The sequence below is a fragment of the Pseudoalteromonas sp. MER144-MNA-CIBAN-0113 genome (genome assembly GCF_040308965.1).
GTDB classification, from domain to species: domain Bacteria; phylum Pseudomonadota; class Gammaproteobacteria; order Enterobacterales; family Alteromonadaceae; genus Pseudoalteromonas; species Pseudoalteromonas tetraodonis.
On the sequence record NZ_JBEOOG010000013.1, the window covers coordinates 1 to 15,200 of the forward strand.

At 39.6% G+C, this 15,200-nt stretch carries 16 protein-coding genes and 1 rRNA gene; 10 read left to right on the plus strand and 7 right to left on the minus strand.

All coding sequences use genetic code 11. The features are described 5' to 3' along the window. Positions 1-187: 187 nt before the first annotated feature. From rrf to AAEY57_RS05085, 9 genes are all read left to right on the plus strand, one after another. Positions 188-302 (plus strand): 5S ribosomal RNA (gene rrf / locus AAEY57_RS05045). A gap of 735 nt (positions 303-1,037) precedes the next feature. After that, entirely contained in the window at positions 1,038-1,970 is a 933-nt protein-coding gene (locus tag AAEY57_RS05050) for a hypothetical protein (RefSeq protein ID WP_010392530.1), read from the plus strand. Between the two features lie 25 nt (positions 1,971-1,995). Continuing rightward, positions 1,996-2,895 (plus strand): DUF350 domain-containing protein, encoded by a 900-nt coding sequence (locus AAEY57_RS05055; RefSeq protein WP_013463678.1) that lies wholly within the window; start codon positions 1,996-1,998, stop codon positions 2,893-2,895. Positions 2,896-2,899: 4 nt separating this feature from the next. Further along, positions 2,900-4,621, plus strand: coding sequence for a polyamine aminopropyltransferase (locus AAEY57_RS05060; protein WP_013463679.1), 1,722 nt, complete (start codon positions 2,900-2,902; stop codon positions 4,619-4,621). An 80-nt stretch (positions 4,622-4,701) separates the two neighbouring features. Further along, on the plus strand, positions 4,702-5,115 hold the full coding sequence (locus AAEY57_RS05065) for a YjfI family protein (RefSeq protein ID WP_004335098.1): 414 nt from the start codon (positions 4,702-4,704) through the stop codon (positions 5,113-5,115). A gap of 24 nt (positions 5,116-5,139) precedes the next feature. Beyond that, a complete protein-coding gene (locus tag AAEY57_RS05070) occupies positions 5,140-5,832 on the plus strand; it encodes a PspA/IM30 family protein (protein WP_008113282.1) in 693 nt (230 codons plus the stop codon). A 71-nt stretch (positions 5,833-5,903) separates the two neighbouring features. Continuing rightward, positions 5,904-6,542 carry a hypothetical protein gene (locus AAEY57_RS05075; protein WP_013463680.1) on the plus strand — a complete coding sequence of 213 codons (639 nt, stop codon included), beginning with the start codon at positions 5,904-5,906 and terminating at the stop codon, positions 6,540-6,542. Continuing rightward, positions 6,539-6,859 carry a hypothetical protein gene (locus tag AAEY57_RS05080; protein ID WP_008113280.1) on the plus strand — a complete coding sequence of 107 codons (321 nt, stop codon included), beginning with the start codon at positions 6,539-6,541 and terminating at the stop codon, positions 6,857-6,859. Before AAEY57_RS05075 ends, AAEY57_RS05080 begins: the two co-directional genes overlap by 4 nt. A gap of 64 nt (positions 6,860-6,923) precedes the next feature. Continuing rightward, positions 6,924-7,109 carry a hypothetical protein gene (locus AAEY57_RS05085; RefSeq protein WP_008113278.1) on the plus strand — a complete coding sequence of 62 codons (186 nt, stop codon included), beginning with the start codon at positions 6,924-6,926 and terminating at the stop codon, positions 7,107-7,109. 15 nt (positions 7,110-7,124) lie between these two features. On the opposite strand, the gene AAEY57_RS05090 is transcribed toward AAEY57_RS05085, so the two are convergent. The 4 genes from AAEY57_RS05090 to AAEY57_RS05105 form a co-directional block, all read right to left on the minus strand. After that, a complete protein-coding gene (locus AAEY57_RS05090) occupies positions 7,125-7,526 on the minus strand; it encodes a hypothetical protein (RefSeq protein ID WP_008113277.1) in 402 nt (133 codons plus the stop codon). Between the two features lie 10 nt (positions 7,527-7,536). Then, positions 7,537-8,055, minus strand: coding sequence for a hypothetical protein (locus AAEY57_RS05095; protein ID WP_171046546.1), 519 nt, complete (start codon positions 8,053-8,055; stop codon positions 7,537-7,539). A 107-nt stretch (positions 8,056-8,162) separates the two neighbouring features. Further along, complete coding sequence (locus tag AAEY57_RS05100; protein WP_350606733.1) at positions 8,163-9,542, minus strand: class II fumarate hydratase; 1,380 nt, start codon at positions 9,540-9,542, stop codon at positions 8,163-8,165. Between the two features lie 216 nt (positions 9,543-9,758). After that, a complete protein-coding gene (locus AAEY57_RS05105; RefSeq protein WP_028834888.1) occupies positions 9,759-9,944 on the minus strand; it encodes a hypothetical protein in 186 nt (61 codons plus the stop codon). Positions 9,945-10,137: 193 nt separating this feature from the next. Here AAEY57_RS05105 and AAEY57_RS05110 point away from each other — a divergent pair, with 193 nt between their 5' ends. Continuing rightward, the gene (locus AAEY57_RS05110) at positions 10,138-10,728 is read left to right on the plus strand and encodes a DUF938 domain-containing protein (protein WP_013463686.1); all 591 of its coding nucleotides are present in this window, start codon (positions 10,138-10,140) and stop codon (positions 10,726-10,728) included. Here AAEY57_RS05110 and AAEY57_RS05115 read toward each other — a convergent pair. The 3 genes from AAEY57_RS05115 to AAEY57_RS05125 all read right to left on the minus strand — a co-directional run bounded on the left by AAEY57_RS05115 (position 10,705) and on the right by AAEY57_RS05125 (position 15,192). Continuing rightward, on the minus strand, positions 10,705-11,844 hold the full coding sequence (locus tag AAEY57_RS05115; RefSeq protein WP_350606736.1) for a GNAT family N-acetyltransferase: 1,140 nt from the start codon (positions 11,842-11,844) through the stop codon (positions 10,705-10,707). The genes AAEY57_RS05110 and AAEY57_RS05115 overlap by 24 nt on opposite strands. A 92-nt stretch (positions 11,845-11,936) precedes the next feature. Then, complete coding sequence (locus tag AAEY57_RS05120; RefSeq protein ID WP_350606739.1) at positions 11,937-14,663, minus strand: ATP-binding protein; 2,727 nt, start codon at positions 14,661-14,663, stop codon at positions 11,937-11,939. A 73-nt stretch (positions 14,664-14,736) separates the two neighbouring features. Beyond that, positions 14,737-15,192, minus strand: a complete 456-nt coding sequence (locus AAEY57_RS05125) for an Lrp/AsnC family transcriptional regulator (protein ID WP_013463689.1) — start codon at positions 15,190-15,192, stop codon at positions 14,737-14,739. Between the last annotated feature and the right edge of the window lie 8 nt (positions 15,193-15,200).

The following is a 15,200-nucleotide window of genomic DNA, read 5'->3' on the forward strand; positions in this document are numbered from 1 at the left end:
AAGTGGTGTGAGCCATTAAGCTAACTTGTACTAATTACCCGTGAGGCTTAACCATACAACGCCAAACGCGTTTTATGCGACAGTTTAAGCAAGAAGTTAATAGACTAAAGTAGATACTTGAAGACTTTTATTATCAGAAATTCCAAATTTTAGTAAGCTCGATTAAATCGACCTTACACCAAATTTGCTTGGTGACAATAGCGTTTTGGACCCACCTGACCCCATGCCGAACTCAGTAGTGAAACGAAACAGCGCCGATGATAGTGTAGCATTTGCTATGTGAAAGTAGGACATTACCAGGCTCCAAATTGAGAAAGCCCGACTAGAAATAGTCGGGCTTTTTTACGTCTGTAGGAAAGTGAAAATGCAGGTTCGAGGTAAAAGGCATCAGGTAAAAGGAAAATAATAAGCGCCTAATGCCGACTCTATACATTTGCTATGTGGCTCTCTACCGCTGTGGGCACCACGACACTACCAGGCTCCAAATTAAAGAAAGCCCGACTAGAAATAGTCGGGCTTTTTTACTTCTGAAAAAAAGTAAAAACGTAGGTGAAAGTTAAAAGGCATCAGGTAAAAGGAATAAATAATACCAATTCGCTTAATTAAGCGGTCTATTTTGAGGCAGGAAAAACGGGTTGATAGCTAGGCAAAAAATTCGCTATTTAGTTGTTCTAAATGAGAATTCTTTAACACAGATAGCGACACGTTTAGCCTCGCAAAATGATTTAGTATTATTGCGGATTGGTATAATAGCCAAAAGCCACCTTCATTATGACTCTCCACGCTGTTCTGCCACTACATGCTACTGCGCTGTCGCTAAGAAGTAGGACAGTTACTCTAAATACAAGTCAGTGTTAAGCCCTCAGTTATAAGTTTTGAAGTATTACCATCAGCATTCTCCCTTTACTGATCTCAGTTATTCTCCTTGCACCTTTAAACTAGTCCCTAAATTATCATCTTGCTGCAATTTCATTGTTGGTTTAATAACTGTCCTGTGTAAAACTATCTAGGATAATTTAGTAAATCAGGTGACATGAATGTCGAATATAAAAGCTTGGAAACTTCTCAGCCTGTTTTGTTTGTTTACAGCACTGATTGGTTGTCAATCTAAAGAAGAACAGCTACAACAAACAATTCAAGAGTCCATTAAAAAGGCCGATGTCGAGCTTACTCAGCTTGGTAAAGCACTTGATAATGGTAGTATACGTAATGCGATTATTCTTAAAGAATACAGTCGTATCCTTAAACAACAGCAACCTGAACTCAGTAAGGTTGTTGATGTAGTTAGCCTTGATGCCACACGCCAGGGAGCCCTTTATAGTGGCTTAACCCAACGCCTTGATGATATTAAGGGTAATTACTTAATTCCTCCTTACGAAGACACTTTATACAATATTGATTTATTGCGTGAAGCCGCCAAGCCAACGTTATTTTCTGATGCCTTAACCGATCCTATTAATATGCTTGCGGATATGTCGAATGGTTCTTTGGCACGAGTTGGTGCTATAAGCCAAAAAGCTGAAGGCGAAGGGGTCGGTAACCAAATGGTAGGTAATCCTAACTATGGTAATTGGCAAACGAATAGTAGCGGTATTAGCTTTTGGCAATGGTACGGCATGTACCGTATTTTGGGTGATGTATTTGACCGAGTTGAATACGGAAGTTGGAGTAAACGCCGTAAGTATAGTTACTACAATGACTATGGTCGTACTCGTTACTCAAGCCCTAAACAAATAAAAACCCAAAGTGCATTAGAAACACGTACACGACAATCTTACCAACGCCAAGGCAAGCAGTTCACTAGTCCTTATGCGAGTAAAAAAACAGGTGCATCAGGTTTGAGTCGCAGCAGTTATACGCCGCCTAAAAGTCGCAGCAGTTACTCAAGGGCGAGTAGTTATAGCAATAATTCAGGATCGGTTCGTAACAGCAGTAGCAGAACCTCGCGCGGCGTAAGTCGTGGTAAGTAAAGAATAACGTTGGAGTTAGAATAATATGTATGAATTTAATGGAATAACTATGTGGTCTTTGCAAGCACTGTCTGTGGACTTTGCAATTATCATCTTACTGTTTGTGAGCTTAAAGTATATTAAAGGTTGGGTATCTAATTTACACGCCAATGATGAAATTACCGAGCGCGATAACTTTGCATTTGGAATAAGCTTCGCCGCTGGTTTGGTAGCACTTGCGATTGTGTTAACGGGCGTGAGTAGTGGTGCGTTTGCTGCTACGTTACAAAAAGAAGCTCTGTTAATGCTTGGCTATGGTGCATTAGCAATTCTGCTTATAAAGCTGGGTCACTTTTTTCAAGATAAAGTGGCGCTGCGTAAAGTGAGCTTACATAACGAAATAGTCAAAGGTAACGTTACTGCGTCAATTATTGATTTTGGCCATGTAGTAAGTGTTGCAGTGGTTATCCGCTCAGCCCTATTGTGGGTTGCTACTGAAGGTTGGCATGGCATTCCTATTGTTATTGCTGCGTTTGTCATTGGTAGTGTGGTATTGCTGTTAGTAAGCCAATATCGCGTGCAGTTATTTAAGCGCACCAATAAAAGTGGCGACTGCCTACAACAGGCTATTATTGATGGTAATTTAGCAGTAGGTGTTCGTTATGCAGGCTTTTTAATTGGTAGTGCATTAGCCATTACTGCTGCAACGGGCATTGCTCCTTATGCTGCCGATAATATTAATGCGAGTTTACTTTACTGGGCGCTAAGCGCCGTTGTTTGTTTGGTTGCTTTCATTTTACTGCACTTACTGACGATTAAAATCATTCTTGCTGGCTGTAATATTTCAGATGAAGTGAATCGTCAAAAGAATGTGGGTGTTGCCGCTATTTCTGCAGCTGTGTCATTTGCTGTCGGGATCACTATGGCCACACTACTGGGTGCATAATCACGTGTCATCAACTCAAGCTTCCCCAAGTAAATTTAATTTACTTGGGCATGATATTTTACTGATCACTGTTATGGCCGTACTCGCTGGGTGCGGGCTTATTTATGAATACTTACTTTCTCATTATGCTGGCCGAGTACTCGGCTCAGTTGAGAGTGCAATTTACGCCATGATAGGCACTATGATTGTAGCTATGGGGATGGGTGCATTTTTAGCGCGTTGGTTTAAAGATGCCTTTACCGCATTTGCTTGGCTAGAGAGTATTATTGCGCTCATAGGTATGGGCTGTATATTAGCCATTGCCAGCATTATTGCCGTGAGTTATTCACTCCCTCATTTATTCTCAAGTATTTTTAATATTCCACCTGACGTTATTCTTAATGGTTACGTGTTTCAAAAGCTGCAAGAGTGGTCTCGCTTTTTACCTTATGTATTTGGCTTAATATTAGGGCTATTTATTGGTATGGAAATACCGCTTATTGCGCGCATTCGCCAGCATGTTTATGGACGTTTTTTAGAAAATAACGCCGGCACTATATATGGGGCTGACTATATTGGCGCTGGTATTGGCGCGGCAATTTGGGTGAGTATTATGCTCGCAATGCCAATAATGCAAGCCGCCGCTTGGACAGCGCTATTTAACATTATTGCCGGACTTGCCTTTTTATGGCGTTATCATAGCTATGTACGCTTTGCTAAGTTGCTATTGGTTTGCCATATATTACTGCTGGTGTTATTCGCTTTTATTTTGCAGTTTGGTAGTAGCTGGATGGATAACCTAAGTAACGTACTATACAAAGATAAAGTTATTTACTCTCAGGCGACTAAGTATCAACATGTGGTGCTAACAGAGCGTTTAAGTAAAAATCAGCCTCAGCCAATTACTGATCTATATTTAAATGGTCGTTTGCAGTTCTCTAGTGTAGATGAGCAAATATATCACTCAATGCTCGTTTACCCTGCCATGCTGGCATCTAATCGTCATGACCGTGTTTTGATTATTGGCGGCGGCGACGGGTTAGCCATGCGAGATGTATTAAAGTGGCCGGTTGAGGAAGTGACCTTAATTGATTTAGATGGACAGCTACTTAATTTATTTGGTCATAAAGATAACCAATACACGCCGCCTGAAGATATTAAACAGCGACTAGTGGCACTCAATAATGAATCGATGCATGACCCGCGAGCAAATATTATTGTGGGCGATGCATTTTTAGAAGTCGAAAAGCTACTGGATCAGTCAAAGCAGTTCGATACTATTTTAATTGATTTGCCAGACCCTAATCACCCTGATCTTAATAAGATGTACAGCGATTACTTTTATAATCATGTACGCCAATTATTAGCGCCTGATGGTGCTATGGCGGTACAGTCAACATCGCCTTATCATGCGAAAAAGGCATTTTTAAGTATTGCTAAAACGGTGAAAGCCGCAGGTTTTGATTATGTAGAGCAATATCAGCAAAACATTCCTTCGTTTGGTCAATGGGGATGGACTATTGCGACTAAAATGGGGCAATCACCTAGTGCCCGTATTAGCAATATAACTGATATGCCAGTGCCATCTCGGTGGATTAGTAAAAAATATTTATTAGCGAGTTTTGCATTTCCTAATAACTATTTTGAACAAGTGAACGATATTGAAGTCAATAGGTTAGGTTCTGGTCGCTTGTATGATTACTACCGAGCAGCTTGGCAAATAGAAAGTGAATTGTATAAAAATTAATAAAACATGGTTGACATAATATGTCGGCCGTGCGAATCTTAACTCAGACATAATATGTCAAACGACGAAAAGGCAGAGACATGGAATTAAATGAACTTTCAATAAAATTAGCGTCTTTTGAAACCGAGGGTGCTAACTTTGAGTCTTTCTTGATTGCCAATCCAGGTGAGCAAGATGTTTTACAAGTCATTGTTGATGGAAATGACGAGCTTCCAATTTTTGTTACTCAAACACAAGAGCAATTACTATGTATTAGCTACTTGTTTGACGAAGATGAAGTAAAAAGTGAATTACGCAACGAGTTAAACGAAACACTACTGCGTTTAAACGTGCCAATTCCACTGAGTGCATTTGCTAAGATCGATAATAAATACGCGATTTTTGGTGCACTGTCGGTAAATTCATCTCTAGATGATGTTACCCACGAACTAGTGACATTAGCTGATAACGCTATAGATGCACTAGAAGCCGTGACCTTATATTTAAACGATTAGTAGCTAGTTAGTGGAGTTAAGATTATGAGTATTTTAAAAAAATTATTTACAGCAGTACGTGGCGGCGCACGTGAAGCAGGCGAAGCAATTGTTGATGCTAATGGTATTCGTATTTTTGAGCAAGAAATTGCTGATGCACAAAATGCGTTACACCGTGCTAAAAAAAGCCTAACAGAAGTGATGGCTAAAGAAATGCAAACTAAGCGTAAAATTAGCGCAGTAGATGCATCAATTGCTGAGCATGAAGCTTATGCAGGTCAAGCCCTTGAAAAAGGGAATGAAGCATTAGCATTAGAAATTGCAGAAAAAATTGGTGACTTTGAAGCTGAGAAAGCTGAGCACGAGCAAGTGTTAGCGGGCTTTAGTAATCACATAGTGACTTTGAAGCAGCAAGTAAAAGATGCTGAAAAATCAATTAAGGAAAATCAGCGTCAGCTTACTATGGTTAAAACCACAGAAAGCGTTCAGCAAGCGACAATGGCTGTAAACAGCACGCTTAATACTAATAATTCATCAATGACATCGGCGCGTCAGTCGCTTGAGCGTATTAAGCAACGCCAACAAGACCGTACTGATCAATTAGGTGCTGCAAAGTCTCTAGAAGCAGATGTTAATGGCGACGATTTAAAAGCTAAAATGGCTGAAGCAGGTATTGGTGATACGAATCCAAAAAGTGCTGATATTTTAGCGCGCATTAAAGCGAAGCAAAATAGCTAACATTTAGAACCATATCAAAAAGGTAACCGAGTTTCGCTCCGTTACCTTTTTTGCTTACAGAGGCACCTTATATGTTTAATTTTTTCAAATCTAAAAAAAAGCCAGAACGTCAGCTTAATCATGCGAGTGACCTTAAAAAAGGCGACATGTTTACTGTCATTGATTCGTTTGCTTATCCTTCATGGCTTAAAGGTCAAACGTTGCGCGTTATTGATGTGCAAACGTATCAGTACCAACACAGCAGTGATACTGAATTTGTACTTGAAACTAACACTGGCCAAGTGGTGTTTTTACAAATAGAGCAAAATGATGGTGAACAGTGGGCAAACTTCTCTATAAAAATTCAGCGTGATGAAGTTGAAGAGATCTTTGGTCTTGATGAATTTGCGCGTATTTTTGATGAAGAGTCATTAACACATATCACGGTACAAAATACCCCTGAGCGTTTTATGCAATTTTTAGCGAAAAGCTATCAACAAAGTGAATCGCCTTATGTATGTTATTTTCATAATAAAGACTTTCGTGGCCAAACGCTGCCTCGCTATGAGCAAGAAGGTGGTGAACCATGCGAAATGATTTGCTTAGCCTCTCCTGATGAAGGACATAGCGTTAATATAGAGATTTGGGAGGGAGGTGAAACAGAAGTCTCACTGACGTTAACTCGCCCAATTAGCGATATTGTTGATTTGTTTCCTGGAGATGCCCAGTGAGTGATGCTAAAGACAAGTGGTTGCGCCAAGAGCAAGCTGTGCGCGCCACGCAAATGGCATTTGATTTGAGTAGTGAGGTACAAAAGTCGATAAAAAAACAAGCTATCGATCAAGAGCTCACTCCCTCAGATATGATCCGTAAAATTTTAGGTCTTGATGTAAAGTCTAAAAAAACACGGCAACGACTATCGTTTAATTTAAATGATGACGAAATAGCGCAATTGGCTAGCCGGTTTGAAGTGGCAGTAGATGATAAAAGAGCGGTAAAGCAACAGGTAGCAGAGTTACTCATTGAGCATACAAAAAAGACTAAGTAACCCTTTTGCCTTCTTTATGTAAAATACTTACACTGGGGCTATTATTTTCTAAAAAAGTGCCGCTGTGAACATCTTATTGATTGCCTACTTACTTATGTTTGCTTTATTTGGCACGGCGGCAAGCTACTTCGTGCGTTTTATATATGCTTACTGGGTACAGAAAAAAATGCCACTGGAATACATTTTTAAGGCAGGTGTGTGTATTTTCATGGTGGTGGTTATTTCGGTGTTAATACCACTATTAGATTAACACCGAAACGAACTGCTACTGGTAGTTAACTGTTTTACATTGATTATCAATACATAAAGAGTGGACTTCTAGCACTGGTGAACAGTCTTTGAACTCAAGCATTGCATTATCTAGTTGTTCTTGCTCGGTGATTTTTTGCGCTAATTGCTCTGCTTGTTCTTGAGAGTGATTTAATGTTGAGTACACAACATACTTACTCGGCCCCCCACAGACACGCGAGCCAACACCTAACACCTTACATTGATAGCTGGCTGTGCAGCTTTTATTACTTGTAAGCTCATTAAGTTGAGTATTTAAAACAGATTCACTCGCGTTTTGAGCTTTGCTTGATGTTAGTGCACTACTGCAACCGCTAAGCAGCATAGTCATAACAACACAGGTAGCTGATAGCTTAATTACGGATGACAAACAACTCATAATCTAATCCTTAAAATACACTTACCGCAGAGCCTTCAAGTTTAACACATTTATTTTCAACACACTGAGTGCTTGGCGCAGTTAAATGTTGGCAAATACTCATCATGCCTTTTTGCGCATTATAGGTACTTTCCAATTGAGTGATAGTATCGCTTAGGGCTGAAACCTGCTCTTGGGGTGCGCTTTGTGTAGAGTACACAATGTAATCACTTGGTCCACCACAGGCACGGCTACCAACAGCACTGACTTTACACTGTGAACTAGTTGAACATTGTTTATCTGCTATGAGGTTATTTAATTTATTTTTTGCTGTTTTAATATCATCAAGCGACACTTCTTTTGCAGCATCAACCGGTAGTTGCTGTGCTATTTTATTTTGCTTATTTTCTTGTGGTAGTTTTTGTTGTGGTATCGGCGTAGACGTGTTTTCTACCGCATTGGTTTTAGTTTGCTCAGTTTCATTTGAGGTGGTTTCTAAGCAAGCTGTTAAGCAAAGCGGTAGCAGTAGAGCGAGTAATGGAGTACGCATAATCGTTCCTGATAGTGATGAATTATTCATCACTATCATACACGGTGCATCCATTACGGCAATAAAAACTCTACTATCAATATATTAAAGCGCCATTAATGGCGTTTTTACATTAACCCACCTTGGGTTAATTTAGCTGGATTGAGTAATGCCTCTAATTCTGAGCGAGATAGGTCTGTCTCTTGCTCGGCGATATCAATAATTGGCTTTGCTTGCTGGTAAGCTTGTTTGGCAATTTTTGCTGCTTTTTCATAGCCAATAACGGGGTTGAGTGCAGTAACTAAAATAGGATTTTTAGTCAGCGCTTTATCAATCTGTGCTTGATTAACTTTAAAGCTAGTTATGGCTTTATCCGCTAGTGCTTGCGCACTGTTAGCAAGTATCTCTGTACTTTGCAGGATATTATAAGCAATCACGGGTAGCATTACGTTAAGCTCAAAGTTGCCAGTTTGGCCTGCTACGGTAATTGTGGCGTCGTTACCGATTACTTGCGCACTAGCCATTGCAGCGGCTTCTGGGATCACCGGGTTCACTTTGCCAGGCATAATGGATGAACCAGGCTGCAATGCTTCAAGCTCTATTTCACCAAGTCCCGCAAGCGGCCCTGAATTCATCCAACGTAGATCGTTGGCTATTTTCATTTGCGCAACGGCATAGACTTTCAGCTGCCCTGATAAAGCCACAATGGCATCTTGCGAGCCAATATTATAAAAAAAGTTATCACTGGGGATAAAGTTAATCCCTACTTTTTCACTTAGCTGTTTGGCAAATAGCGTAGCAAATTGTGGATCGGCATTAATACCTGTACCTACTGCTGTCCCCCCCTGAGCCAGCTCACAAACACGTATTAGTGCATGCTCAATACCGCTGGCTGCGTGCTTTACCTGCGATTGCCATGCGCTGAGTGTTTGCTCAAAGGTCACTGGCATTGCATCCATTAAATGAGTGCGCCCAGTTTTAACTATATGACCGATGTCTGCTTTTTTCTGCTCTAAGGCGTCGGCTAAGTTTGCTAGTGCTGGTAGTAATTTTTTATCAACACTGATAGCACTGCTTAAGGCGATTGCAGTGGGAATAACATCATTCGAGCTTTGTCCCATATTCACATCGTCGTTAGGGTGAATAGGTTGATTAGCATGTTTTGAAGCCAAACTTGCAATAACTTCGTTGGCATTCATATTTGAGCTGGTACCTGATCCCGTTTGAAAAATATCAACGGGGAAATGCTCATAATGCTGACCATCAATAATTTCTTGGCAGGCATGCTCGATTGCATTTGCTTTTGTTTTATCTAAATGGCCCAGCTTTAAATTGGTTAATGCTGCGGCTTGTTTTATATACGCTAAAGCAATAATAAATTGCTGTGGCATGGTGAGGTTGCTAATCGTAAAGTTATTAATGGCGCGTTGGGTTTGTGCTTTATAAAGTGCGTTAGCGGGTACGTCGAGTGTGCCCATGCTATCTGATTCTATTCTAAAGTTACTCATTAGTACTCCTAAAAAAGAGAATATATGACATTAAACTACGCTATATAAAAAGATATGGTGCTGTTATTGCTATTTACAACGGTATAGTTAAAAAGTAGGGGGCGTCAAGGCAAGTTAACAAGTGGGATTAAAACTAAAAAGTCGACTTAAACGGATTTTAAGTCGACTTAAATAATGTATTTATATAAACAGCCAGTTATAAGGCTAAACAGAATTTTAATTGTAGCCAAGAATAAATATTTGGTCTGTTTCATGTTTTTTTTGTGCCTTTTGAGTGTGTTTTACATGAGAAAGTAAGTCGATAACCGTTGCTCTACAATCTGTTTCATGACTCGTTTTATCTAGGCTTTTATCGGTAATTGCCATTACAGCGTCTACGGCGGTATAGGGTGAAATATACATAATGTTATCCTTTTGTCGTTTAGTACTCATTAAGTGAGTAATTTAATAAAAGCATATAGCGTACCAGCTCGGTAAATATAATTTAACGTATTGAAATTAAAGTTATTTTATTATTTTGGTTAATTTACTCACGACAAAATAGCTGAAATTTGTTTTACTATTGTGCATTCATTTGCAATTTAGGTGCATCAGTATGACCAAACCGTTTTCACAAGCCTGCGAAAATAATAAAAATCATATACTTAAGGCTTTGCAGCCTGCATTGCAAAATGCAGGGTCGGTACTTGAGATAGGCTCGGGGACGGGTCAGCATAGCGTTTTCTTTGCCAAAAAATTGCCACATTTACAATGGTATACCAGTGATCGAGAGGTTAATCATCAAGGAATAAAGTTATGGCATGATGAGGTGCAACTGGCAAACTTGCATCCGCCTTTATTACTTGACCTAAACAATCCTTGGCCAGTGGATAAAGTGGATGCGATATATACTGCTAACACTTTTCATATAGTGAGCTGGGAGTTAATTACGCGTTTTTTTGCTGGAGTAAATCAGCACTTAAACCAGCAAGGGGTGGTGTGTGTATATGGCCCTTTCAAATATAAAGGGGAGTTTACCAGCCCCAGTAATAATGAATTTAACAGTTTATTGCAAAGTCGCGATCCGCTTAGTGGTATTCGTGATTTCGAAGCGGTTGAGCAACTTGCAGTGCAATCTGGGCTTAAGTTACTTAGCGATACTGCGATGCCTGCAAATAATCAGTTACTCATTTTTAAACGGCAATAAAGTGCTGCATTGTTGTTTATAAATATCGATATGTTGGCGTTCGCGTTTTAAGTAATCTGCAATAGCATGATTAAAATCGGGGTGAATAATATGATGAGCAGAATAAGTAGTGATGGGTTGAAAGCCGCGTGCTATTTTATGCTCACCCTGAGCACCGGCATTAAAACAGTGAATATTATGCTTAATCGCATATTCAATGCCTTGGTAGTAACACAGCTCAAAGTGAAGAGAATCAATCTCTTCGCTTGCTCCCCAATAACGCCCATAAAGGGTATTGTCACCAATTAAACTTAATGTGGCGGCAATCACTTTATGGTCTTTTTTGGCTAGCATAATGAGCAATTTTTCAGCCATTAAGGCGTGTAGCAAGCTAAAAAAATCGCTGTTTAAGTAGCCTAAATGGCCTGAACGTTTTAAATAAGTACGTTGATAAAACTCACAAAAAAGCTGCATCACTGTTGTGGTGATTTGCTCACCTTGCAGCCATTCAATGGTGATATTTTGCTGTGTTATTTTAGCGCGTTCTTTTTTTACTGCTTTGCGCTTACGGGCATTAAAGGTTTTTAAAAAATCGTCAAAATCTTTAAAGCTATTATTAAACCATTGAAATTGCACGCCGGTTCTTTGCATAGCACCTGCATCACTTAGCTGTGAGGTTTGTGCTTTATCGCAAAAGTTTACATGCCAGCCTGACCAGGCTTGTTTTGCGCAGTGGGTATTAAGTTGCTCTGTTATATACTCATAAACTAACTTTGGATTGCTATGCATAATACGTATTCTTTGCCCCTCAATCGGACTAAAGGGAATACAGCACAGCCATTTAGGGTAATAATCTAAGCCATTTTTTTCATAAGCTTCAGCCCATGCCCAGTCAAATACATATTCACCGTAGGAGTGCGCTTTTAAGTAGCCAGGGGCAAGGGCAACTAGTTTATCGCCTTCATAAACGGCTAAGTGGTGAGGCTGCCAACCTGTTTTAGCACTTACACATTGGCTTTGCTCAAGTGCGTATAAAAAAGCATGTTGGGTAAAAGGATCATCGCCAAAAAAATAATGCCATTGTGTTGCGTCAATTTGGTTGATGCTATTAAACCATTGATGTGAAAAGTGGCTCATAATGCTTTGCCTACTACTGTTGTCTGTGTGTTACTTGTTAATTTTGATAATAATTCGACAGCCATATTCGGTTTTCTATTTTGGATAAAACCTTATGGTTCATCCTGCTCGATATATTGAGATAAGCATTGTGTGAGCTTATCGAGTTCAAGAGGTTTTGCAAGATGTTCGTTAAAACCAATTGCTAAGGCATTGGCTTTATCTTCAGGCATTACATCAGCAGTTAAGGCAATAATTGGTAATTGCTCAGTACTTTTAATTTGACGTATCAAGGCGGTGGCTTGGTAACCGTCCATAATCGGCATTTGGCAATCCATTAATACTAAATCGAAGTCATTTATTTTAACTTGTTCTACTGCTAATTCGCCATTTTCAACCAGTGTTGGGGTAATCCCTAAAGAGCTAAGCATTGCTTTTATGACTAATTGATTGACGCTGTTATCTTCTGCAACCAGTATTTTTAGTTTACTTAAGTCAACATGCTGGTGTATGTGCTTTGCCGTTACTTGTTGCGCTGCACATGTATTTAACTCGACAGACAGAGTAAAAGTAGAGCCCTTACCTGGCTCGCTTTGTACGCTGATATCTCCAGACATTAATAAGCTAAGTTCTTTTGCGATTGCTAAACCAAGCCCTGTGCCACCAAATTTACGTGATGTTGAGCTATCGGCTTGGGTGAACGCATCAAATAACTTACTTTGCTCTGATGGCGCAATACCGATGCCCGAATCCTTAATAGTCAAGGTAATTTGACGACGTCTATCGGTGATCTCTTTGCTGTATGCGCTAACACTTACTTCACCTTCATAGGTAAACTTAATGGCGTTACTACATAGGTTTAATAAAATTTGCTCAATTCGCATAACATCACCTTCAAACCAAATATCGGTTGGTAATTGGTTATCAACTTTCCAGTTAATACCTTTTTGTTCAGCGCTTTGCTCGAACATACTACTGATCCGAGCAAGAAGCGCATTCAAATCAAAAGGAGCGACTTCTAAGGTGAGCTTTTGTGATTCAATTTTAGAGATATCGAGTACATCATTGATTAAACTTAACAATGATTTAGACGCTAAATTAATTTTATTTAGATAACCGGTGAGGGTTTCAGCGCTATCTTCACTTTTAGCTAGAGTTGAAAAGCCAATCACAGCGTTAAGTGGGGTGCGAATTTCATGGCTCATATTTGCTAAAAATCGGCTTTTAGCCTGATTTGCTAAATCAGATTGCTGTTTAGCTTTAACCAGCGAGCGTGTGCGCTCTGCTACCAAGCGTGAAAGTGCGAGGTGTTGGTTATTAAACAGCAGTAATATCAGTAAAATGAGTGAGCTGACAATGACCTGTAAAATAAGCAAAAAGAGTGTCATGTTATTAGTTTGATGCGGTAGAAATTCATCTTTAATGGTTAAATCAACCAGCCATGTTTGCCCTGCAAAATTAATCGTGATGGTTGTCAGTTTATTGCTTTTGGTCGGTATATTTTCGGCGTTTGAATAAAATGGATTGGTAGTATTAGCTTCATAAATATCGATATTAAACATCTTATTTTGTGCTTGGGTAATCGACTGAGCAAGTATGTTTTTTACTAAAAATACACCTGTTGCGTAGCCTTTAATTGAGGCAACTTCGTTATTTTGTTGATACACAGGAGCAAATAATAAATACGCAGGTTCAGGTTCTTTTGCTTGAACTAACTGAATTATTTTAGTGCCCACAGGGCGATTTTTAATGCGTGGGTCGAGTAAAGTCTCACGGCGATCTTTACGAGAATTGAGATTAAAACCTATGGCAGATTGGTTTTCTACAAAAGGAGCAATATAGGTAATAACCACCAATGGATCGTTGTTTGATAATGGCGCCCCTTTAATGCTCGGATCAAAGTTGTATGCAGTATAAACTTCATTGAGCTGTTTGTTAAAGTCACTGACCTGAGCCTGATTAATTTTGCGGTTCCATGAAAATGCTTTAATAAATGAATGCTCAGCCAATAGTTGAGCACTGTAGCTATCAAACTCTTGCTTGCTTAAAGTCGGTGTTGATTGTATCTGGCTTGCAAGGCTTTGTACGGTTATTTGGCTGAGGTTTAAATTGCTCAGCAAACTGTTTTCAATAATAGATGTTTCGCGCTTAGCTATTTGTATCGCATTTGAATACGTCTCTTGGTTGTATAGCTTAGTGGTTAAAGCTACAGAGATAAATAACACCGAGCACACTGCAATAGTAGGTAATGGGGTGACATATTGTCGTTTAAATTTTGGTTGTAATAACGCCAATAAAAAGGGAGTTGCGATCAGTACGCCAAGAGAGTCACCAAGCCACCAAAAAGTAACATTGTTCCAATGATTATCAATGCTGTAAGCAGGGTTAAACTGACTTAAAGCATAGACGCCAATATTGGCCGATATGAGGCTAACAACAATACCGACGACAAAAATAAAATAAATAATAGATTGGCGTTGTTTTAAATACAACGGATGGCCTAGCCAGTACTTTAAAAGAGCAGCGCCAATCATGCCTTGTAGCATAGCGCCTAAACCGATTAGCAGTACTTGTTGTAGTGTATTACCAATTAAAACCTGCTCAGTGATTGGGTTATCACCGGTACTTAAATTAAAGGCGACAGAGGCAATAAATAATGCCGGGATAAAACGCCACCACCAGATAAAACAGCCAACTAGGGCAATACCTGCAGGGAGCCAGATAGGGATGACTTGTGATTGAAAGGCAAAATTAGTCAATAACTTACCAGTTGCAAAATACGCAACCGCAAATGATATGTAAAAAACAAAAGAACTGGATGTTGAACGAAAAATCTTCACATGCATCCTTGTTAAATATTATTTTTATAGTGATATTTCAGTATAGCGAATCGGCACTAAATAGTATTATTTTTTAAAGTGGTAGCTGCTTTTTACTAAATGATTGTTTGAGTACTACCGTTGACTCTATATTGGCGATACAGCTTAAGCTCCCCAGCTGGTGCTTTACAAACTGCTCATAGCTTTCTAAATCCTGAGAAATAATTTTCAGTAAATAATCGTGGCTACCTGAGATCACAGAGCACTCAAGTACATGGGCTAGCTTTTCTACATGCTGCTCAAATTGCTGTGCCGCACTCACCGAGTTTTGACTTAGTCGCACAAAAGCATAAACCAGCACATTAAGGTTGAGCGACTTAGGGTTAATGGCAGCGTGATAGCCCGTAATTACATGTTCCTGCTCAAGCTTTTTGATACGCCTAAGAGTTGGGGTGTCTGATAGGTTAATGGTATTGGCTAATTCAGAAACCGACATGCGGGCATGCGATTGTAAGGCAACCAGTAACTGCTGATCTTTTTTATCTAACATGACTATGG